Raw genomic sequence first — 18,797 nt, forward strand, 5'->3', positions numbered from 1 at the left:
CCGAAGACGACGCGTTTTCCGGCTATCTCCGCCGACAGCTTTGGAGCCCTTTGATGTCAATGACCAATGGCGAAGCCGGGACGAGAGACTGGATCGACAAAGCCACCGCAGAACGCCTCGAGAAGGATGTAGCAGCCGTGAAAAGCGATATCGCCGCCCTCACCGATCAGATCACCGACGCCCTCAACACCTTCGCCAACGCCACGGGCAAGCAGGCCCGGCGCGGCTACAAGCAGGCACGCGACAACATGGATTCGACGCTCGACGATGTCTCGGAGCGCGGCAGCGCGATGATGGACGCGGCGCAGGATGCCTATGGCTCGATCGAGGAGACGCTGGAAGAGGCGATTACGCAGCGGCCGCTCGCGACCGTCGGTGTCGCGCTCGGCATCGGCTTCCTGATCGGCTTTGCTTGGCGCCGCTGAGGCGCGATGAACAACGAGGTCACGACGGCCGTCGCTGCCGTGACCGGCAGGTCGCGAATTGGCTGGTGAGGATCCGAGGAGCAAGGCTGTGTTTCAGCGTATCATCGACGGCATCAGCGCATCGACGGGCACGACCGTACGATTGACCTCGCTGGCGGCAGGTGCGGCGCTCGCGCTGTTCATCACCACATGCTTCCTCTGCGCCGCGGCCTTCATCTCGGTCCTCGACAAATACGGCCCGGTTCAGGCCTGCCTTGCCGGCGCCGGCATCTTCTTCCTGCTGACGCTCGCTGCCGCCGGAAGCTATTGGGGCTACAAACGGGAAATCCAGACACGCGCCCGTGTCGCGGCCGAGCGCGCCGCGAAGGCCGCCCCGAGCATGCTCGCCGATCCCATGCTGATCGCCACAGGCCTGCAGATCGTCCGCGCCATCGGGGTCAAGCGGCTGCTACCGATCCTGGCGATCGGGGGCGTTGCGCTTGGCATCATGGCAAGCCGCATTGGCGTCCCCGACGAGGCACCGGCCGAGCCTGCCGAATAGGACCGAGTCACGCTAAGAAAGTTGCGCCACCAACCGAGCAGGAAGGGTCGCGGCGACTCGACGCGCCGTCTCTGCGCAATATTTCGCCAGTCGCGGAAAATCCTTGTGGCCTCACGTAATCGCTACTCGGATGGGCAGACGGTTGCCGTTAAAAGCATCGCCCTGATTCGAATTGAAATAATTAGCAATGAAGCCGTCGGTCAAGGCGAACCTCGCCGCATTCCAACACGACGCCAGGCTCTATTTGACGCTCGGCATTGCCAACTGGTCGGTGTTTGTCGACCACATTCCGAACAATGTCGTCAATCTGCTGACGCTGCGCAACTTCGGCTTCAGCGGCGCCGCCGACCTGCTCGTGTTCGTGGTCGGCTATGGCGTTGCCATCATCCACGGCAGGATGGCGCTGGAGCGCGGCTATGTCGTCGCCGCAACACGCATCTTTCGTCGCGTCTGGCGGCTCTATGCCGCCTATGTGGTGCTGTTCGTGATCTACATCGACGCCATCGCTTACGTCGCCTCGCAATCGATGGCGCCGGAGATCATCAGCGAGTACAACATCTCGGGGATTCTCGAGCACCCGTTGCGCATCCTGGTCCAGGGATTGGTGCTCCAGGAGGAGCCGCTCAATCTCGACCTTCTGCAGCTGATGATTCCGCTGATGGCATTCTTTCCGCTTGCCTTGTGGGGCCTGCTGCGGCGTCCGAACGTGACGCTGGCGGCTTCTGTCGCGCTCTATCTGGCTGCACGCCGGTTTGGCTGGGCGTTTCACGCCTATCCTGACCTGGAATGGACATTCAACCCGCTGTGCTGGCAGATGCTGATGGTGCTGGGCGGCTGGTTCGCCGTCACCGGCGCGTCAGGACACAAGCTTCACGGGCTCTCGTGGCTTCGCGTGCTCGCCGGCGCCTATCTCGTGCTCGCGATGGCCATCACCTTGATGCGCCATTCGCCGACGCTCTCGACTTATTTGCCTGACATCGTGCTCAACACCATCTCGCCGACCGACAAGGAAAATCTGGCGCCCTATCGCGTGCTCCATTTCCTCGCGCTCGCCTTCCTTGCGACCTATCTCATCCCGTCTGACCATCCGGGGCTGCAATGGAAGTCGCTCCAGATGGTAATCAAATGCGGCGAGGAATGGCTTGCCATATTCTGCATCGGTGTCTTCCTGTCTTTCGCCGGCCATCTCATCCTGATCACCGGCGCCAATCTGGTCGTGATGCAGATCGGGGTGAGCCTGGCCGGTTTCGCCGTGATGACGGTGGTGGCCTATTATATTTCCTGGTCGAAGCGCCAGGACGAGCCGGCGGCCTTGCGGCAACGGGCCTGATTATCGTGCGATTTTGCTAGGCCAGGAACCTCCGCTGCGCTATGCGGAATGAGGTGGCCCTGTGGCAATGGCGGCCTCTGCGCAAGGAGAGACCGGCTTGGTCATGGCGAAACACACGAGCGATGCGGCCGAGGGTGCACCCCGGCGCGGCCGGCCGCGATCCATCGAGACCACCAACGCCATCCTCGAAAGCGCCTATGCGCTGATGGCTGCGACCGGCCTTGCCGCGACCACGATCGACGCAGTGGCACGCCACTCCAACGTCTCCAAGATGACCATCTACAAATGGTGGCCGTCGCGGGAGGCGCTGCTGATCGACGCCTTTCTCCATCACGCCGCCCAAATGCTGCCGCTGCCGCCGGCGAGCGCGGGCACGCCCGCCGCGCGCGCCCGCCGTCATGCCGTGGCCTATGCCGAAGCCCTGCAGGGCGAATTCGGCAAGGTGCAGCTTGCCGTGATCTCCGAATGCATCTCCAAGACCGGCTCGGCCGAGCTTTTCTATGCCCGCTATCTGCAATTCCGCCGCGACGCGCTGGTGGAGATGATCGCGGCCGGCCAGCGCGACGGCAGCATCCTGGCGCAAGCGCCGGCCGAAGATCTCTACGACGCCATCTATGGCAGCCTGTTCTACCGCTACGTCTTCGGCATCGCGCCGATCACGCCGGCCTATGCGCGGTCCCTGGTCGACCTGGTCTTGCGGCCGAAGGGCTAAAGCCGGCGCACAAGATACGGCCCAATCTCACAACTTCCCGGAGGAGCATCGTTCCCATCATGGTCAAGCGCATCCTGCCCTACGAAGGACTGCTCCACGAAGTGGTCGAGCATGCAGGCGTTCTCTACATCGGCGGAATCGTCCCCGAGGACACGAGCCAGGACATGTCGGGTCAGGCCAATGATGTGCTCGGCCAGTTGTCGCGTCTGCTCGACACCCTCGGATCCGACATGGCCAACGTCCTGCAGGTGACCATCTTCATGACTGATCTCAGCGAGAAGGCTGCATTCAACGCGGCCTGGAAAGCGCATTTTGCGGGAGCTCATTTGCCGGCGCGTGCCGCCGTCGGCGTGGCCGATCTCGGCCCTGACGTCAAGCTCGAGATGACCGCCATCGCGGCTCGCGTGGGCGCGGCCTGAAGCGCGGGCGACAAGCCTGCCTCGCGCCTACTTCGCCGGGCGCACCGGCGCGGAAATCTTGTCCGTGCGGTCGCGCTCGGTCATGTCGACGACCGTCTCCATCGGAGCCGTCAGCTCGTAGACGTAAGAGACGTCGGTGAAGTAGCGCTTGGCGTTGCCGCCGAGCGCTTCGGGGGCGACGCGGTCAAGCAGGATCAGGCCGAAATCCGAATCCGGGCGACGCGTCGCCTCGCTGGTGTTGAACTCCTCCCAGCGGAAATGAAACACAGTCTCGGGCTCCTCACCCGTCACCGTCCAGTTCGCGGTGATGTGTGGATGCTTGCCGACCAGCGACAGGCCTTCATCCGAATGCGAGGCGAGCTCGAAGAACAGCAGCGACAGGCTTTGCGCGGCGCGCGCGCTGACGGCGATATCAGGGCCGCTGACGGCGATGCGGTCAGCGTGCGGAATCGCGCGCGCCTCGAACAGGCCCTTCAGCTTGACGCCCTGCCATTGGCTCTCGCTGAGCAGCGAGACCACGTTGGACATGGCGTGGATGCGGCCGATCAGGAGCTCGCGCGCAACGTCGATGTCGGAGCCATGGCGCAGCGTGCGCGTCACGATCGACTGGATCACCGCGAGGATGTTCTTCACGCGATGATTCAGCTCGTCGATGACGGCCGTCAGCCGCCGCTCGAAGCCGATCCGCACCTGGATCTCGCGGCTAAGCCTTAAGTTGTTGTAGGCGACATAACCGAACAGGCCGCACACCATCGCGGTGATGGCAAAGCCGATCGCCGCCACGATGATCGCGGTCTGCTCGGCGCGCCGCGCCGAATTGGTCTTGGCGTAATAGCCGAGCTGCCAGTCGCGACCGCCGAAGCTGATGGTGCGTGTCGCCGACGGTGCCGGCCCGTCCGGTGAGGTCATGCGGGTCGAGACGACGCCCTGGTCGCTGGCAACGAGCTCGCTGCCCTCCTTGCGCGGATCCTTCAGCGCGACCGAGAACAACGACAGGTCGTCATTGGTCAGCATCAGCGAGGCCAGCTCGTAGGAAAACGTGATGAAGCCGGCCGGCTCGGTCGCGCCTTCGGGAATGACGGGGGCCGCGACGATGACGCCGATCGGTCCGTTCTCACGCAACAACGGTATCGGATCGGAGGCAACCGACCGTTTCTCGACCCTGGCCCGGGTCAGCATCGCACTGCGAACCGGATCGTCATCATAGCTGCGGCCTGGCAGCCTCATGGTCTCGTCGCTGCGCGGCTCGAGGTCCATCAGCACATCTATCGGCTGCGTTACGCTTGCCGGATCGATTGGCTTGTCGTTGAAATCACGGATCTGCGGCTTCGGGAAGCCGGCGGCGGCAAGGGCGGCCTGCGCCGCGGCGAGCTCGCTCGGGCGAAGCCGGGCAACCCAGCCGGCCACCACGAAGTCGGTCTTGAAGGCGTAGATCGCCGAGCGCAGCGGCTCCAGCATATTGGGCTTCAGCACCGATGGCGCCCGGAACAGGCCTGAGGCGACACGCGCCAGCAGCTCACGCTCGGTTGAGCGGTCCTGGACCAGGCTCGCATGAACGTCGATCGCGCGCGCCAGCGCGATCCGGTCCAGCGCCAGCTCCTGATCGTGGACACGATAAGCCGCAAGCCCCGAGAGCAAGGCTCCGAGCAGAGCGATGAAGCCGATGATGAAACCCAGCCGGACCACGCGACTACTCAGGCGAAGGAAGAAGGTCGGCAACAAACACGGAGCATATGAACGCCGCTCGAACGGCCCTGTGCCGAAACAGGGTGGACCCCAGTGGCAAGGATAATGACGGAGGAGGCATCTGTACGCAACTTGGGTCGCCCAAAAAGCTTAATCCGCCCGGCCGATCGTCCGACCATCTGCGGCTTTGCCCCGGGCACCGGAGGTAGATAATCGCCGTGTCCGAAATTTGTTCCGTTGGCTGCGTTTTGCCTTAGGCGTTAACGGCGGGAAAGGCCTGCGCCGCGTCGCCGCGGCCCGTTAGCCCGTCCGCTTCAATCCGCTCGTTTCAGACCACCTTTGGTCTCGATGAAGCTGACGATGCGATCGAGCCCGTCGCTCCTTTTGAGATTGGTCATGACAAAGGGACGCTCGCCGCGCATGCGTTTGGCATCCGTGTTCATCTTCTCCAGGGACGCACCGACATGAGGCGCGAGGTCGATCTTGTTGATGACCAGGAGGTCGGAACGGGTGATGCCCGGGCCCCCCTTGGAGGGGATCTTGTCGCCGGCTGCAACGTCGATCACGTAGATGGTGAGGTCGGCAAGCTCCGGGGAAAAGGTGGCAGCGAGATTGTCGCCGCCGGATTCGATCAGCACGAGATCGAGCCCGGGAAATTTCGCGCGCATGTCGGCGACCGCCGCAAGGTTCATCGAGGCGTCCTCACGGATCGCAGTGTGCGGACAGCCGCCGGTCTCGACGCCGGCGATGCGATCCGGCGTCAGCGAACCCGAGCGCACAAGGAATTCCGCATCCCATTTGGTGTAGATGTCATTTGTGATCGCTGCGATGTCGTAACGCTCGCGCATGGTCTTGCAGAGCAGGTCCATCAGCGCGGTCTTGCCCGATCCGACCGGGCCGCCGACGCCGACGCGCAAAGGACCGTGAGAAGTTGCCATTTAATTGCTCTCTCTTAAATGCTGTCCCGACGGAGGCCGGGACGACGCTGTGGCAAGATCGTGCCTCATGACCGAAACAGCCGCGTATATTGCGTCTCGTGGCGCAGGCTGGCGAGATCGGCGCGAAAGGTTGCACTGCCGAGATCGTCCAGTGTCGCGCTCAGCGCCCAGCTCGCGGTCGCAGCGACGGCAGTTTCCAGCCTCACCAGCACGCGCTGGCTGTCGGTCTGGCCGAGCGGAATCAGCCGGCTCGCTGCGGAAATCCAGTTCGAGACCAGCGCATGCAGGAAGGCGTGCAGCGTCGCTGCCAGGGGCACGCCGTGCAGCGCGGCGACAACGCCCACCGCAACGGGATAGACCAGTGGCGTGCGGCATGCCGCGACCATGGCATCCAGGCCGTCCGCATCCCACGCCGTGCGCGAGATGTCGATGAAGGCGCGGCCTTGCGAGGTGGTTTCGAGCTGCCGCTCGCGCGACGGCACGAAGGCGGCGGCGAGCTCGGCGACGTCGCTCAGAGCAGCATCTTCGCCCGCCTCGGCGGCACCGTAAGCGTGAACGAGAAACGTCGCGTCACAAGCGCCGGAGCCCTCACTAAGCATGGCATCGAGCCAATCGGCGAGCGACGAGAGGTCTGTGATATCGCCGGCCTCAACTGCCCATTCGATGCCGCTGGAATAGGAGAAGCCGCCGACGGGAAACGCCGGCGACAGCCACGTCATCAGCCGGTACAGCGCCGCCGCCTCGCGTTCGGCGAGGTCGCCGGCACCGTCAGGCTCATTTGCGGTCATGAGCATGCTTGTGGCCGTGATGATGGTCGGGGTGGTCGCAATGTTCGTCATGGTGATGGTCGTGATCATGCCCATGGTCATGCGCGGCATGGCCATGATGATGATCATGGCCGTGATCATGATCATGGTGACCGTGATCATGATGTGCATGATCGTGATGGCCGTGATCATCGTGGCCATGCGCATGGCCGGCATCGGCGTAGGCCCCACCCTCAGGATCGAACGGCGCCTCGATCTCGACCACCCTCGCGCCAAGCCCCTTCACCATGGCTTCGATGACGTGATCGCGGCGAATGCGCAAGGCTTTGGTCATGAGCTGCGTCGGCAGATGGCGGTTGCCGAGATGCCAGGCCACGCGGATGAGGTGGTGCGGATCGCGGCCGCGGATCTCGAGCAGCGGCTCGGGCGCTGCCACCACTTCGACGAGCCTTCCGTCCTCCAGCACCAGCGCATCCCCGGCGCGCAGCGCAACCGCGTTCTCCAGGTCGAGCAGGAATTCGAGGCCCCGGGTCCCCGTCATCGCCATGCGGCGGCGGTGCCGATCGTCGAAATCGAGCACGACCGTATCCGCCGGCGTTTCCGCGAAGCGGTGCTGTCCCTTAACCTGCGTCGCCCGGATCATTCGCTGTTACCTCGTCTCGACCTTCTCGGGCGTGATATATTCGATCTTCGGCGGCGCCGTGAAGCACTTTACCGCGACCCGGCCGAACGTCTTCATGTGCTCGGCGGCACGATGTGGCCCCAGCGCCTCCATGTTCTCCCACTGCTCGACGAACACCATCTTGGTGGGATCGGTCACGCTCTCGTGCAGATCGTAGGCGATATTGCCGGGCTCCTTCCGCGTCTCCTTGATGCAGGCGGTGGCGGCTGCGATGAACTCGGCACGGGTTTCGGGCTTGATGGTCAAGGTGGCAACGACGTAGATCACGAGAAATCCTCCCGGCTTTTCTTCTCTGGTTAGATACCGGGCGAGACATTAGACCAGCCGGGATCGAACGCAAAACCGCAAAAAGCCGTCCCCGGAGGTGCCGGGGACATGCGTTGAGGCGCTATTTCAGTACATGAAATATCGTTGTGCCATCGGCAGCACCTCGGCGGGCGGACAGGTCAGCAACTCGCCGTCGGCGCGCACCTCGTAGGTCTCCGGATCGACCTCGATAGTGGGCGTGGCGTCGTTGTGGATCATGCTCTTCTTGGAGATCTTGCTACGGGTGTTCTGGACCGCATAGAGCTTCTTCTCGATGCCGAGCTTGCGGGCGAGCCCGCCGGTGACGGCGGCTTTCGAAGTGAAGACCACCGAGGACGCGGTACGGGCCTTGCCGAACGCGCCGAACATCGGCTGATAGTGCACAGGCTGCGGCGTCGGGATCGAGGCGTTGGGATCACCCATCGGAGCTGCAACGATGGTGCCGCCCTTGACGATGCAATCAGGCTTGACGCCGAAGAAGGCCGGCGACCACAGCACGAGATCGGCGAGCTTGCCCTTCTCCACCGAGCCGATCAGCTTCGACACGCCATGCGCGATCGCGGGGTTGATGGTGTATTTGGCGATGTAGCGCTTGACCCGGAAATTGTCGTTGTCCTTGCCCTTGTCCTGCGGCAGTGACCCGCGCTGCTTCTTCATCTTGTCGGCGGTCTGCCAGGTGCGGATGATGACCTCACCGAGACGACCCATCGCCTGGGAGTCCGAGGACATCATGGAGAGCGCGCCCAGGTCGTGCAGAATGTCTTCGGCCGCGATGGTCTCCTTGCGGATGCGGCTTTCGGCGAACGCGAGATCCTCCGCAATCGAGGGATCGAGGTGGTGACACACCATCAGCATATCCAGATGCTCGTCGATGGTGTTGCGGGTGAAGGGCCGCGTCGGGTTGGTCGAGGACGGCAGCACGTTCTTGAGCCCTGCGACCTTGATGATGTCAGGCGCGTGGCCGCCGCCGGCACCTTCGGTGTGGAAGGCGTGAATGGTGCGGCCCTTGAAGGCCCTGATGGTGTCCTCGACGAAGCCTGACTCGTTCAGCGTGTCGGAATGCAGCATGACCTGGACGTCGTAATCGTCGGCGACGGACAAGCAGTTGTCGATCGCGGCCGGCGTCGTGCCCCAATCCTCGTGCAGTTTTAGTGCGCAGGCGCCGGCCTTGACCATCTCGACCAGAGCAGCGGGCCGCGAGGCGTTGCCCTTGCCTGATATGCCGAGATTGACCGGAAAGGCGTCGAACGACTGGATCATCCGCGCGATATGCCAGGGGCCGGGTGTGCAGGTCGTGGCGAAGGTGCCGTGCGACGGACCGGTACCACCGCCGAGCATCGAGGTGACGCCACTCATCAGCGCGTGCTCGATCTGCTGCGGGCAGATGAAATGGATGTGGCTGTCGAAGCCGCCTGCGGTGAGGATCTTTCCTTCGCCCGCGATCACGTCCGTGCCCGGGCCGATGATGATGGTGACGCCCGGCTGGATGTCGGGATTGCCGGCCTTGCCGATCGCCGAGATCATCCCGTCCTTGATGGCGACGTCGGCTTTCACGATGCCCCAGTGATCGACGATCAGCGCATTGGTGATGACAGTGTCGGCCGCGCCCTGCTTGTTCGTCACCTGCGATTGGCCCATGCCGTCACGGATCACCTTGCCGCCGCCGAACTTCACCTCCTCGCCATAGGTCGTGAAATCCTTCTCGACCTCGATGATGAGATCGGTGTCGGCCAGCCGCACCTTGTCGCCGGTGGTCGGGCCGAACATGTCGGCGTAGACGGAACGCTTCATCTTGACGGACATCACAAGCCCCGTTTGCGTTTGAATTCTTGGTCAGTGCTCACAGCGAAGCCCTCGCCTTTCGCACCATGTCGTCGAATGTCGTGTCGAGCCAGACGCTACCGCAACGGCAACCGGCGACGACCTGCTCGGCCCAGCCGGTGTAATCGGCGAGGTCATCGCGTTCGTCGGAGCTGGGATCGGAATGAATACGCGCCCCGATATTGCTGATCTTGTCGGCGATCTTGATCAGCTTTGCACCGGGAGATTTGTGCGGAGCGTCCTCGATCTGCTTCCGCCGCCGCTCCGGCTTCGGCAGGCTCATGTCGTCAGTGCATTCGACGACCAGCGAAGCGACACGCTCGGAGAATTTTTGCGCCAGCTCCTCGCGCGTGGTGTCGGTGTCCTCGATCGTATCGTGCAGCCAACCGGCCGCAACCAGTTCAGCATCGGCGCCATCGGTCGCCGTTGCCAGCAGGTTCGCGACCTCCGCGAGATGATTGATGTAGGGCTCGTTCCCCCGCCCCTTGCGCGACATGCCGTTGTGCCGGCGCGCGGCCAGTTCAGCAGCTTCGGAGACGAGGCGGACCGGGGGAATCACGACAACACTCCTGGTCAGTGCAGCGCCGGCAGCAAGCCGCGGGTCTTGAAAACCTCGTCGAGCTTCACCCGTGCGAGCCGATAGCCGGCCTTGCGGCGTCGCTCGATACCGCCTGCGGAAAAATCGCGAAAGGCGCTGGAGTCCTCGACCTCCTCCGACAGGCCGGCCGCCTTGACCAGATCGGAATCGGCGAGATCGATGTTGGTGATCGCACCCAGCGTCTTGAAGCGCTGCGCCTGCGTCACCCGCCTGTCGAGGTCCGGCGTTCGCGCCGCTTCAGGAACGGCTGCGGAAAGGGCCTCGATGGTCTGAAGGAGCTCGTTGATGACAGCGGCATTGGCGCCGTCCTGGCGAAGCCGATTGCCATAGCGCAGCTCGCTCAGACGGTCGTTCACCTCGATCATGTTCTTCGGCGCAGCCCGCTTGCCTCGGAAGAGGTTCATCACCACGAGAATGCGATCGACATCTGTCGACCCCGAAAACGCCTCGATCGCGTCGCCGAGCGGCGTATTGTCGACGATACCGCCATCCCAGAACGTCTTGCCGTCGATCGGGGTCGCCGGAAATCCAGGTGGAAGGCTGCCACTGGCCAGGATGTGTCGCGGGCCGATCTGCTTCTGTGGATCATTGCGGAAGCGCATCAGCTCGCCGGAGACCATATCGACCGCGGTCACGACGAAGGCAGTCGGGCTGGAATTCAGCGCCGCAAAATCCACGTGCTCCTTCAGCGTCTCGAGCATGGGCGAGGTATCGTAGAAATTCGTCCAGCTGAGGACATCCCAGTAATCGTAGCGCGTCTTGTAGAAGCCGTGCACGCCGAACAGGGCGAAATCGTGCTCCGCGATGCCCCACCAATAGTTGCGCGGCTCCAGTGCAAGCCCGGACCAAAGGTCCTGCAAACGCCGCCTGGCGTCGGCCCGGTCGGCGGCGCCTACGACACAGGCGGCGTTGATCGCGCCGATGGACACACCGGTGACGGCTGCCAGCGTGATCGTCCGGCCCGTACGATCGATGTCGTCCATCAATTCCAGCAGCGCCTCGATCGCACCGAACTCATAGGCACCGAGCGCGCCGCCGCCCTGGAGCACGAGTCCGATCTCGACCTTGTCCTTGGCGAGCGTATCCATGGCGGACCTTCCCTGTAGTTTCCCTGCCTGTAGTTTCCCCGGCTATAGTTTTCCCATCACGTCGCCGCGAAAACCGTAGATCGTCTTCTTGCCCGCCAGCGCCACGAGCTGGACCTCGCGGGTCTGGCCGGGCTCGAAGCGGACGGCGGTGCCGGCGGCGATGTCGAGGCGCATGCCGCGGGACTTCTTGCGGTCGAATTTCAGCGCCGGGTTGGTCTCGAAGAAATGATAGTGCGAGCCGACCTGGATCGGGCGGTCGCCGGTATTGGCGACCGTCAGTGTCACGGTCTTGCGGCCGGCATTGAGCTCAATCTCGCCGTCCTGGATCAAGAGTTCGCCGGGGATCATGTCGCTCTCCTATCGGATCGGTTCGTGCACGGTGACGAGCTTGGTGCCGTCGGGGAACGTCGCCTCGACCTGAATGTCGTGGATCATCTCGGGGATACCAGGCATCACCTGGTCTCGGGTGAGCACCTGCGCGCCCGACTGCATCAGCTCGGCGACGGTGCGGCCGTCGCGCGCGCCCTCGAGGATGAAATCGGAGATGATCGCGATCGCCTCGGGATGGTTGAGCTTGACGCCGCGATCCAGCCTGCGGCGCGCCACGATGGCGGCCATCGAGATCAGAAGCTTGTCCTTTTCGCGGGGAGACAGGTTCATGCGAAATCTCTTCGGTTCAACACTTCAATTCAGCCGGCCGTCAATTCAGCCAGAGTCGCGGCAGGGCCGCACCGGTGCGCGCCAGCACGGCCATCATGTCGGCACGCAAACGCGCCGCATCTTGGGCACAGAACCGCGCCATTGCAAAGCCATTCCAGGCTGAAATCCCGACCTCGCCGGCGAAAGAGTCCGACACTTCGCGGAGGCGCTCGACCAATGCCTCGTCGCCCGGCACGATCAGCGCCGTGCCGATCGCGGCAGCGCCCTTCGCGACCGCCGGTCGCGCGAGCTTCGCACCGATATCACCGTCGAGCCTGACGGTCTCGGCGAAGACCAGCTTGGCGCCACGGGAGAGCCGCCAGCGGTCGACAAATTCGCCCTGCTCCATGCGCTCGCCCATGGCGGTGCGGCCGAATACGACAATTTCACAAAGCAGCAGCGAGGCGGCCTCGTCGAGCGCGATGTCGAAGCGGCGGTGGACCCGCGCGCGGTCGAACAGGATCGTCTCCTGCGGCAGCCAGCCGAGATGCGCACCGGCGCCAACCTTCAGGGAAATGTTGAGCTGCGCTGCCGCTCCCGGCGCGCGGTAGACCTTTTCCGCGGCCGCCGTCGTCAGCGTCAAACGCGAGCTATCTGCGGCCGAGATCTCGATGTCGAACTGGTCACCGCCGGCGACGCCGCCGGCCGTATTGACGAACACGCCGGACAGGCCATCATCCTCCGGCGCGGGAAAGCGCACCCGGAGCGAGCCGGATTCATGCAAGGCGCCCCGCCGCGTCACGCCGTCACGGGCGTGCACGTCGAAGCGCACGGCACCGCGGGCGCGATTGGCTTCGAACACCGAAGATGTCGCCAAAGATGTGACCAAGGCGTCGCTGCGCATCCGTCTCCCCCAGCCGGCTGCGGCAGGATTTCTCCAGCCTACAATGCCCCGGCCTACAGCGCCATCTGACGGCTGATCTCGCTTGGGTCGAGATTGGAGCGGTCGCAGGTGAATTTCACCGCACCACGATCCATCACCGCAAAGCTGTCGCCGAGTTCGCAGGCAAAGTCGAGATATTGTTCGACCAGCACGATGGCGATGTTGCCGAGGTTGCGCAAGTAAGAGATCGCCCTGCCGATGTCCTTGATGATCGAGGGCTGGATGCCCTCGGTCGGCTCGTCGAGCAGCAGCAATTTTGGCCGCATCACCAGCGCGCGGCCGATCGCGAGCTGCTGCTGCTGGCCGCCGGAGAGGTCGCCGCCGCGCCGGCCGAGCATGGATTGCAGCACCGGAAACAGCGAGAACACATCGTCGGGAATGTTCTTGTCCTGGCGCTTGAGCGGGCCAAAGCCGGTCTTGAGGTTCTCCTCGACCGTCAGCAGCGGAAAGATCTCGCGGCCCTGGGGCACGAAGCCGATGCCCTTGCGCGCCCGCTCATAGGGCTTGAGGCCGCTAATGTCGCCGCCGTCGAACAGGATCGAGCCCGAGGAGATCGGATATTGCCCGACCATGGCGCGCAGCAGCGAGGTCTTGCCGACGCCGTTGCGTCCGAGCACGCAGGTCACCTTGCCAGGCTCGGCGGCGATCGAGACGCCGCGCAGCGCTTGCGCCGCGCCGTAGAACAGGTTGATGTCCTTGACCTCAAGCATCGCTCACCGTCCCAGATAGACTTCGATGACCCGGTCGTTGGACGAGACCTGGTCGATGGTTCCTTCGGCGAGCACGGTGCCTTCGTGCAGACAGGTGACCTTGACCCCGAGCTCGCGCACGAATGTCATGTCGTGCTCGACCACCATGACGGTGTGGGTCTTGTTGATCTCCTTCAGCAGCTCGGCAGTGAGGTGGGTCTCGACGTCGGTCATGCCGGCGACGGGCTCGTCGACGAGGAGCAGTTTCGGATCCTGCGCGAGCAGCATGCCGATCTCGAGCCACTGCTTCTGTCCGTGGCTGAGGCTGCCGGCGAGGCGGTTGCGGGCGTCGGTGAGGCGGATCGTCTCCAGCACCTTGTCGATGCGCTCCGACTCGGCCCTGCTGCCGCGCCAGAACAGCGTGCCCTTGACGCTGTGATCGACGTTGAGCGCCAGCAGCAGATTGTCCTGCACGGTCTGGCTCTCGAACACCGTCGGCTTCTGGAATTTGCGGCCGATGCCGAGCTCGGCGATGCGCGTCTCGTCGAGCCGCGTCAAATCGGTGACGCCGTCGAACAGCACGGTGCCCTCGTCCGGCTTGGTCTTGCCGGTGATGATGTCCATCATCGTGGTCTTGCCGGCGCCGTTCGGGCCGATGATGGCGCGCATCTCGCCGGGCGCAAGCGTCAGCGACAGGTTGTTGATGGCGTGGAAACCATCGAACGAGACGTGCACGCCGTCGAGATAGAGCATCGCGGAGGTCGCGCGGGTATCCATGACGTTCATGACCGCTACTCCGCCATGTTCGGTTCGGTGATGCCGTCTTCGGCCGCCGCGCTCGCACTCGTCGCGGCCGGACGCCTCTCTCTCGTCGACTCGCGCCAGGCGCTGAAGGTGCCGACGATGCCCTTGGGCAGCAGCAACGTCACCAGGATGAACAGCGCACCCAGCATGAACAGCCAGTACGGGGCCAGCACACCCGAGGTGAAGAAGGTCTTGGCGTAGTTGACGACGATGGCACCGAGCGCGGCGCCGACCAGCGTGCCGCGGCCACCGACCGCGACCCAGATCACCGCCTCGATCGAATTGCCCGGCGCGAATTCGGATGGGTTGATGATGCCGACCTGCGGCACATAGAGCGCGCCGGCAACGCCGGCCATGCAGGCCGACAGCGTGAACACGAACAGCTTGTAGGATTCGACGCGGTAGCCGAGGAAGCGGCTGCGCGATTCGGCGTCGCGGATCGCGATCAGCACCTTGCCGAGCTTGGAGGACACGACCGAGCGGCAGATCAGGAAGCTGAAGATCAGCGCCAGACAGCTCAGTGCGAACAGCGCGGCACGGGTGCCCTCGGCCTGGACGTTGAAGCCCAGGATGTCCTTGAAGTCGGTCAGGCCGTTATTGCCGCCGAAGCCGAAATCATTGCGGAAGAAGGCGAGCAGCAGCGCATAGGTCATCGCCTGCGTGATGATCGACAGATAGACGCCGGTGACGCGGGAGCGGAAGGCGAGCCAGCCGAAGCAAAAGGCGAGCAGGCCCGGCACGACCAGCACCATCAACGCCGCGAACCAGAACATGTCGAAGCCGTACCAGTACCAGGGCAGCTTCTGCCAGTTCAGGAACACCATGAAGTCGGGCAGGATGGGATTGCCGTAGACGCCGCGGGTGCCGATCTGCCGCATCAGGTACATGCCCATCGCGTAGCCGCCGAGCGCGAAGAAGGCGCCGTGGCCGAGCGAGAGGATGCCGCAATAACCCCAGATCAGGTCGATGGAGAGCGCCAGGATGGCGTAGCAGACATATTTGCCCCAGAGCGCGACCAGATAGGTCGGCACCTGCAGGAACGAGCCCGTCGGCAGCAGCAGGTTGGAGAGCGGGATGAGGATGCCGCAGGCGGCGACGACCATCAGGAAGATCGCCGCGCCGCGGTCCAGCGATCGCGTCAGCATGTGAGGGGTCATGCTTCCACCGCACGGCCCTTGAGCGCGAACAGGCCGCGCGGCCGCTTTTGAATGAACAGGATGATCAGGACCAGGATCGCGATCTTGCCGAGCACAGCGCCGGCGACCGGCTCCAGGAACTTGTTGGCGATGCCGAGCGTGAAGGCGCCGACCAGCGTGCCCCAGAGATTGCCGACGCCGCCGAACACCACGACCATGAAACTGTCGATGATGTAGCTCTGGCCGAGATTGGGGCTGACATTGTCGATCTGCGACAGCGCCACGCCGGCGATGCCGGCAATACCTGACCCCAGCCCGAAGGTCAGCGCGTCGACGCGCGAGGTGGCAATGCCCATCGAGGCCGCCATGCGCCGGTTTTGCGTCACGGCGCGCATCTCGAGGCCCAGCGCCGTGTAGCGCAGCATGGCGAGCAGGATCACGAACACCGCCAGCGTGAAGCAGAGTATCCAGAGCCGGTTATAGGTGATGGTGATCTGGCCGAGCTCGAACGCACCGCTCATCCAGGAGGGGTTGCCGACCTCGCGGTTGGTCGGGCCGAACATGGTGCGCACCGCCTGCTGCAGCACCAGCGACAGGCCCCAAGTCGCGAGCAGCGTCTCCAGCGGCCGACCATACAGAAAGCGGATGATGCTGCGCTCGATCAGCACGCCGATGGCGCCGGCAACAAGGAAGGCGAGCGGCACCGCGATCAGCAGCGAATAGTCGAACAGAGTGGGATAACGGGTGCGGATCACCTCCTGCACCACGAAGGTGGTGTAGGCCCCTAACATCACCATCTCGCCATGGGCCATGTTGATGACGCCCATCACGCCGAAGGTGATGGCAAGCCCGATCGCGGCGAGCAGCAACACCGAGCCGAGCGAAAGGCCGTACCAGGCATTCTGCACCGTGGACCAGACCGCCAGCGTATTCTGGATCGAGCCGATCGCGCTCGTCGCGGCCTTCGCGACGGAGGCCGGCTGGTCGGTGCCGATGTCGGAGAGCAGCGCCAGCGCGTCCTGATCGCCGCGCGCCTTGATGGTGGCGACGGCCTCGAGCTTCTGGACTTCGGTGGCGTCGGACTTGAACAGCAGGATCGCCGCACGTGCCTCGCCGAGCGCGGTCTTGGCCGATTTATTGCTCTCCTTCGCGAGCGCGCTTTCGACCGCCTCGAGCGCGGTCTCTTCATGCGACTTGAAGACGGATTGAGCGGCCTGGAGCCGCGCGCCGAGATCGGGCGACTGCAGCGTCAGGCTGCCGAGCGCAGCATCGACGCTGCGGCGCAGGCGGTTGTTGAGACGGACGGCGTTGGCGCTGTCGGGCACGCTGGCGACAGGCTCACCGGTCGCGGCGTCGATCGACTTGCCGTCGGTGCCGGTGACGTAAACTTTCTTGGTGTCAGGATCGGCCATGAGGCGGCCGTCCTGCAGTGCGCTGATGATCGGAAAGGCGAGCTTGTTGCCGCTGCTTGCGACCGCGCCGATTGCTTCGTCCGTATCCGAATAATCGTCGTTGGCGAATTTGGCGACCGCATCCTCGAACGGACCGGCAAAGGCCGGCAGTGCGAACGCGATCAGGAACAGCGACAGGACAAAGCTGCAAAAACGAGCGGACAATTTGGTTGGCACTGTGGATCACCCCGGCAGAAGTGGGGAGAAGACGGCGGAATAGCCGTCTTCTCCCGTCGTGCAGTCGAACGTCAGGCCCGGATCAGGAGCCGGAGCCGAGGCACTTGTTGGTCTTGGTGTTGAAGTTGCCGCACTTCTTGCCGACCCAGTCGCCGATCAGGTCCTTGGAGCCCTCGAGCTCCTTAGACCAGGCGTCACCGGCCACCAGACCCGGGGTCTTCCAGACCACGTCGAACTGGCCGTTGCCCTTGATCTCGCCGATGAACACCGGCTTGGTGATGTGGTGGTTCGGCAGCATCTTCGAGGTGCCACCGGTCAGGTTCGGCGCCTCGATGCCGGGAAGCGCATCGATCACCTTGTCCGGATCGGTCGACTTCACCTTCTCGACGGCCTTGATCCACATGTTGAAGCCGATCACGTGGGCTTCCATCGGATCGTTGGTCGTGCGCTTCGGGTTCTTGGTGTAGGCCTGCCAGTCCTTGATGAACTTCTCGTTCGCCGGGGTCTTGATCGACTGGAAGTAGTTCCAGGCGGCGAGATGGCCGACCAGCGGCTTGGTGTCGATGCCGGCGAGCTCTTCCTCACCCACCGAGAACGCGACCACCGGGATGTCCTTCGCCTTGATGCCCTGGTTGCCGAGCTCCTTGTAGAAGGGGACGTTGGCGTCGCCGTTGATGGTGGAGACCACCGCCGTCTTCTTGCCGGCCGAGCCGAACTTCTTGATGTCGGCCACGATCGTCTGCCAGTCGGAGTGACCGAACGGCGTGTAGTTGATCATGATGTCTTCCTGGGCGACACCCTTCGACTTCAGATAGGCTTCCAGGATCTTGTTGGTGGTGCGCGGATAGACGTAGTCGGTGCCCGCGAGCACCCAGCGCTTCACCTTCTCGTCCTTCATCAGGTAGTCGACGGCAGGGATCGCCTGCTGGTTCGGCGCAGCACCGGTGTAGAACACGTTGCGCTCGGATTCCTCACCCTCGTACTGCACGGGGTAGAACAGGATGTTGTTGAGCTCCTTGAACACCGGCAGCACCGACTTGCGCGACACCGAGGTCCAGCAGCCGAATACGACCGAGACCTTGTCCTTGGTGATCAGCTCGCGCGCCTTTTCGGCGAACAGCGGCCAGTTCGAGGCGGGGTCGACGACGACGGCCTCGAGCTTCTTGCCGAGCACGCCGCCCTTCTTGTTCTGCTCGTCGATCAGGAAGAGAATGGTGTCCTTCAGCGTGGTTTCGCTGATGGCCATGGTGCCGGAGAGGGAGTGCAGGACGCCGACCTTGATGGTGTCGTCCGCGGCCTTCGCGCCGGAAATGGACGCCAAACCGAGCAACAGTCCGGTGGTCGCGGCGAGCACGCCGCGGCGGCTAAATGACGCCGCTATATCGTGAATGGATTTGGTAGGCATGGATGTATCATCTCCCTAACGCAGACGTGAAAACGCTGCGAAACGGCCCCACGGCCGCCTGCGATTAACGGAATCGCAAGAACCATGCCATGGGCTGGGCACCTGCCAAGTGATTGGTTAATCTAGACAATTCTGCTGCCATCAAACTTTAGCCGCAGTCTGGCGGCTCAAAATTTAGGCAGTTAAATTGTATGCGCATGCGGCAGCCAGGTCATTTTTTGAGCAAAATAGGCACATTGG

The 18,797-nt window shown here is 63.6% G+C and carries 21 protein-coding genes; 5 read left to right on the forward strand and 16 right to left on the reverse strand.

Annotated features, from left to right (window positions below; all coding sequences use genetic code 11):
• Positions 1-53 precede the first annotated feature (53 nt).
• The 5 genes from AOQ71_RS40935 to AOQ71_RS40955 all read left to right on the forward strand — a co-directional run bounded on the left by AOQ71_RS40935 (position 54) and on the right by AOQ71_RS40955 (position 3,427).
• Positions 54-425: an ElaB/YgaM/YqjD family protein gene (locus AOQ71_RS40935; RefSeq protein ID WP_057759400.1), complete on the forward strand. Its 372-nt coding sequence runs from the start codon at positions 54-56 to the stop codon at positions 423-425.
• A gap of 88 nt (positions 426-513) precedes the next feature.
• A complete protein-coding gene (locus AOQ71_RS40940) occupies positions 514-966 on the forward strand; it encodes a hypothetical protein (RefSeq protein ID WP_057759402.1) in 453 nt (150 codons plus the stop codon).
• Between the two features lie 187 nt (positions 967-1,153).
• On the forward strand, positions 1,154-2,296 hold the full coding sequence (locus AOQ71_RS40945) for an OpgC domain-containing protein (RefSeq protein ID WP_057759405.1): 1,143 nt from the start codon (positions 1,154-1,156) through the stop codon (positions 2,294-2,296).
• A gap of 103 nt (positions 2,297-2,399) precedes the next feature.
• On the forward strand, positions 2,400-3,008 hold the full coding sequence (locus tag AOQ71_RS40950; RefSeq protein WP_057759907.1) for a TetR/AcrR family transcriptional regulator: 609 nt from the start codon (positions 2,400-2,402) through the stop codon (positions 3,006-3,008).
• 59 nt (positions 3,009-3,067) lie between these two features.
• Positions 3,068-3,427 carry a RidA family protein gene (locus AOQ71_RS40955; protein ID WP_057759407.1) on the forward strand — a complete coding sequence of 120 codons (360 nt, stop codon included), beginning with the start codon at positions 3,068-3,070 and terminating at the stop codon, positions 3,425-3,427.
• Between the two features lie 27 nt (positions 3,428-3,454).
• Here the strand turns inward: AOQ71_RS40955 and AOQ71_RS40960 are convergent, their stop codons facing one another.
• The 16 genes from AOQ71_RS40960 to urtA form a co-directional block, all read right to left on the reverse strand.
• A complete protein-coding gene (locus tag AOQ71_RS40960; protein ID WP_057759409.1) occupies positions 3,455-5,113 on the reverse strand; it encodes a CHASE domain-containing protein in 1,659 nt (552 codons plus the stop codon).
• Between the two features lie 314 nt (positions 5,114-5,427).
• Positions 5,428-6,051: an urease accessory protein UreG gene (gene ureG, locus AOQ71_RS40965; RefSeq protein WP_057759412.1), complete on the reverse strand. Its 624-nt coding sequence runs from the start codon at positions 6,049-6,051 to the stop codon at positions 5,428-5,430.
• Positions 6,052-6,116: 65 nt separating this feature from the next.
• Positions 6,117-6,845: an urease accessory protein UreF gene (locus AOQ71_RS40970; protein WP_057759414.1), complete on the reverse strand. Its 729-nt coding sequence runs from the start codon at positions 6,843-6,845 to the stop codon at positions 6,117-6,119.
• Positions 6,826-7,461 carry an urease accessory protein UreE gene (locus AOQ71_RS40975; protein ID WP_057759416.1) on the reverse strand — a complete coding sequence of 212 codons (636 nt, stop codon included), beginning with the start codon at positions 7,459-7,461 and terminating at the stop codon, positions 6,826-6,828. The genes AOQ71_RS40970 and AOQ71_RS40975 overlap by 20 nt, the downstream gene beginning before the upstream one ends.
• Positions 7,462-7,467: 6 nt before the next feature.
• Positions 7,468-7,767, reverse strand: coding sequence for a putative quinol monooxygenase (locus AOQ71_RS40980; protein WP_057759418.1), 300 nt, complete (start codon positions 7,765-7,767; stop codon positions 7,468-7,470).
• 126 nt (positions 7,768-7,893) lie between these two features.
• Positions 7,894-9,609, reverse strand: a complete 1,716-nt coding sequence (ureC, locus tag AOQ71_RS40985; protein ID WP_057759420.1) for an urease subunit alpha — start codon at positions 9,607-9,609, stop codon at positions 7,894-7,896.
• Between the two features lie 37 nt (positions 9,610-9,646).
• A complete protein-coding gene (locus AOQ71_RS40990; protein ID WP_057759422.1) occupies positions 9,647-10,186 on the reverse strand; it encodes an HD domain-containing protein in 540 nt (179 codons plus the stop codon).
• Positions 10,187-10,200: 14 nt separating this feature from the next.
• Positions 10,201-11,313 carry a patatin-like phospholipase family protein gene (locus tag AOQ71_RS40995; RefSeq protein WP_057759424.1) on the reverse strand — a complete coding sequence of 371 codons (1,113 nt, stop codon included), beginning with the start codon at positions 11,311-11,313 and terminating at the stop codon, positions 10,201-10,203.
• Between the two features lie 42 nt (positions 11,314-11,355).
• Positions 11,356-11,661, reverse strand: coding sequence for an urease subunit beta (locus AOQ71_RS41000; RefSeq protein ID WP_057759426.1), 306 nt, complete (start codon positions 11,659-11,661; stop codon positions 11,356-11,358).
• A gap of 9 nt (positions 11,662-11,670) precedes the next feature.
• Positions 11,671-11,973: an urease subunit gamma gene (locus AOQ71_RS41005; protein WP_007605424.1), complete on the reverse strand. Its 303-nt coding sequence runs from the start codon at positions 11,971-11,973 to the stop codon at positions 11,671-11,673.
• Between the two features lie 40 nt (positions 11,974-12,013).
• Positions 12,014-12,856 (reverse strand): urease accessory protein UreD, encoded by an 843-nt coding sequence (locus tag AOQ71_RS41010; protein ID WP_057759428.1) that lies wholly within the window; start codon positions 12,854-12,856, stop codon positions 12,014-12,016.
• A 53-nt stretch (positions 12,857-12,909) separates the two neighbouring features.
• The gene (urtE, locus tag AOQ71_RS41015; RefSeq protein WP_057759430.1) at positions 12,910-13,605 is read right to left on the reverse strand and encodes an urea ABC transporter ATP-binding subunit UrtE; all 696 of its coding nucleotides are present in this window, start codon (positions 13,603-13,605) and stop codon (positions 12,910-12,912) included.
• Positions 13,606-13,608: 3 nt separating this feature from the next.
• Positions 13,609-14,370, reverse strand: coding sequence for an urea ABC transporter ATP-binding protein UrtD (gene urtD / locus AOQ71_RS41020; protein WP_057759432.1), 762 nt, complete (start codon positions 14,368-14,370; stop codon positions 13,609-13,611).
• Between the two features lie 5 nt (positions 14,371-14,375).
• Complete coding sequence (gene urtC, locus AOQ71_RS41025; protein WP_057759434.1) at positions 14,376-15,545, reverse strand: urea ABC transporter permease subunit UrtC; 1,170 nt, start codon at positions 15,543-15,545, stop codon at positions 14,376-14,378.
• On the reverse strand, positions 15,542-17,152 hold the full coding sequence (gene urtB, locus AOQ71_RS41030; protein WP_057759436.1) for an urea ABC transporter permease subunit UrtB: 1,611 nt from the start codon (positions 17,150-17,152) through the stop codon (positions 15,542-15,544). Before urtB ends, urtC begins: the two co-directional genes overlap by 4 nt.
• Positions 17,153-17,234: 82 nt before the next feature.
• The gene (gene urtA / locus AOQ71_RS41035; protein WP_057759438.1) at positions 17,235-18,557 is read right to left on the reverse strand and encodes an urea ABC transporter substrate-binding protein; all 1,323 of its coding nucleotides are present in this window, start codon (positions 18,555-18,557) and stop codon (positions 17,235-17,237) included.
• Positions 18,558-18,797: the final 240 nt, after the last annotated feature.

It is taken from the genome of Bradyrhizobium manausense, from assembly GCF_001440035.1.
Taxonomy (GTDB): domain Bacteria; phylum Pseudomonadota; class Alphaproteobacteria; order Rhizobiales; family Xanthobacteraceae; genus Bradyrhizobium; species Bradyrhizobium manausense.

Bases quoted from the DNA above. Each gene is read 5' to 3' on its own strand.
- AOQ71_RS40955 (WP_057759407.1), top strand. From the start codon at position 3,068: ATGGTCAAGCGCATCCTGCCCTACGAAGGACTGCTCCACGAAGTGGTC.
- AOQ71_RS41010 (WP_057759428.1), bottom strand. From the start codon at position 12,856: ATGCGCAGCGACGCCTTGGTCACATCTTTGGCGACATCTTCGGTGTTC.
- urtD (WP_057759432.1), bottom strand. From the start codon at position 14,370: ATGAACGTCATGGATACCCGCGCGACCTCCGCGATGCTCTATCTCGAC.
- urtE (WP_057759430.1), bottom strand. From the start codon at position 13,605: ATGCTTGAGGTCAAGGACATCAACCTGTTCTACGGCGCGGCGCAAGCG.
- AOQ71_RS40935 (WP_057759400.1), top strand. From the start codon at position 54: ATGTCAATGACCAATGGCGAAGCCGGGACGAGAGACTGGATCGACAAA.
- ureC (WP_057759420.1), bottom strand. From the start codon at position 9,609: ATGTCCGTCAAGATGAAGCGTTCCGTCTACGCCGACATGTTCGGCCCG.
- AOQ71_RS40970 (WP_057759414.1), bottom strand. From the start codon at position 6,845: ATGCTCATGACCGCAAATGAGCCTGACGGTGCCGGCGACCTCGCCGAA.
- AOQ71_RS40945 (WP_057759405.1), top strand. From the start codon at position 1,154: ATGAAGCCGTCGGTCAAGGCGAACCTCGCCGCATTCCAACACGACGCC.
- ureG (WP_057759412.1), bottom strand. From the start codon at position 6,051: ATGGCAACTTCTCACGGTCCTTTGCGCGTCGGCGTCGGCGGCCCGGTC.
- urtC (WP_057759434.1), bottom strand. From the start codon at position 15,545: ATGACCCCTCACATGCTGACGCGATCGCTGGACCGCGGCGCGGCGATC.
- AOQ71_RS41000 (WP_057759426.1), bottom strand. From the start codon at position 11,661: ATGATCCCCGGCGAACTCTTGATCCAGGACGGCGAGATTGAGCTCAAT.
- AOQ71_RS41005 (WP_007605424.1), bottom strand. From the start codon at position 11,973: ATGAACCTGTCTCCCCGCGAAAAGGACAAGCTTCTGATCTCGATGGCC.
- AOQ71_RS40995 (WP_057759424.1), bottom strand. From the start codon at position 11,313: ATGGATACGCTCGCCAAGGACAAGGTCGAGATCGGACTCGTGCTCCAG.
- AOQ71_RS40950 (WP_057759907.1), top strand. From the start codon at position 2,400: ATGGCGAAACACACGAGCGATGCGGCCGAGGGTGCACCCCGGCGCGGC.
- AOQ71_RS40975 (WP_057759416.1), bottom strand. From the start codon at position 7,461: ATGATCCGGGCGACGCAGGTTAAGGGACAGCACCGCTTCGCGGAAACG.
- urtA (WP_057759438.1), bottom strand. From the start codon at position 18,557: ATGCCTACCAAATCCATTCACGATATAGCGGCGTCATTTAGCCGCCGC.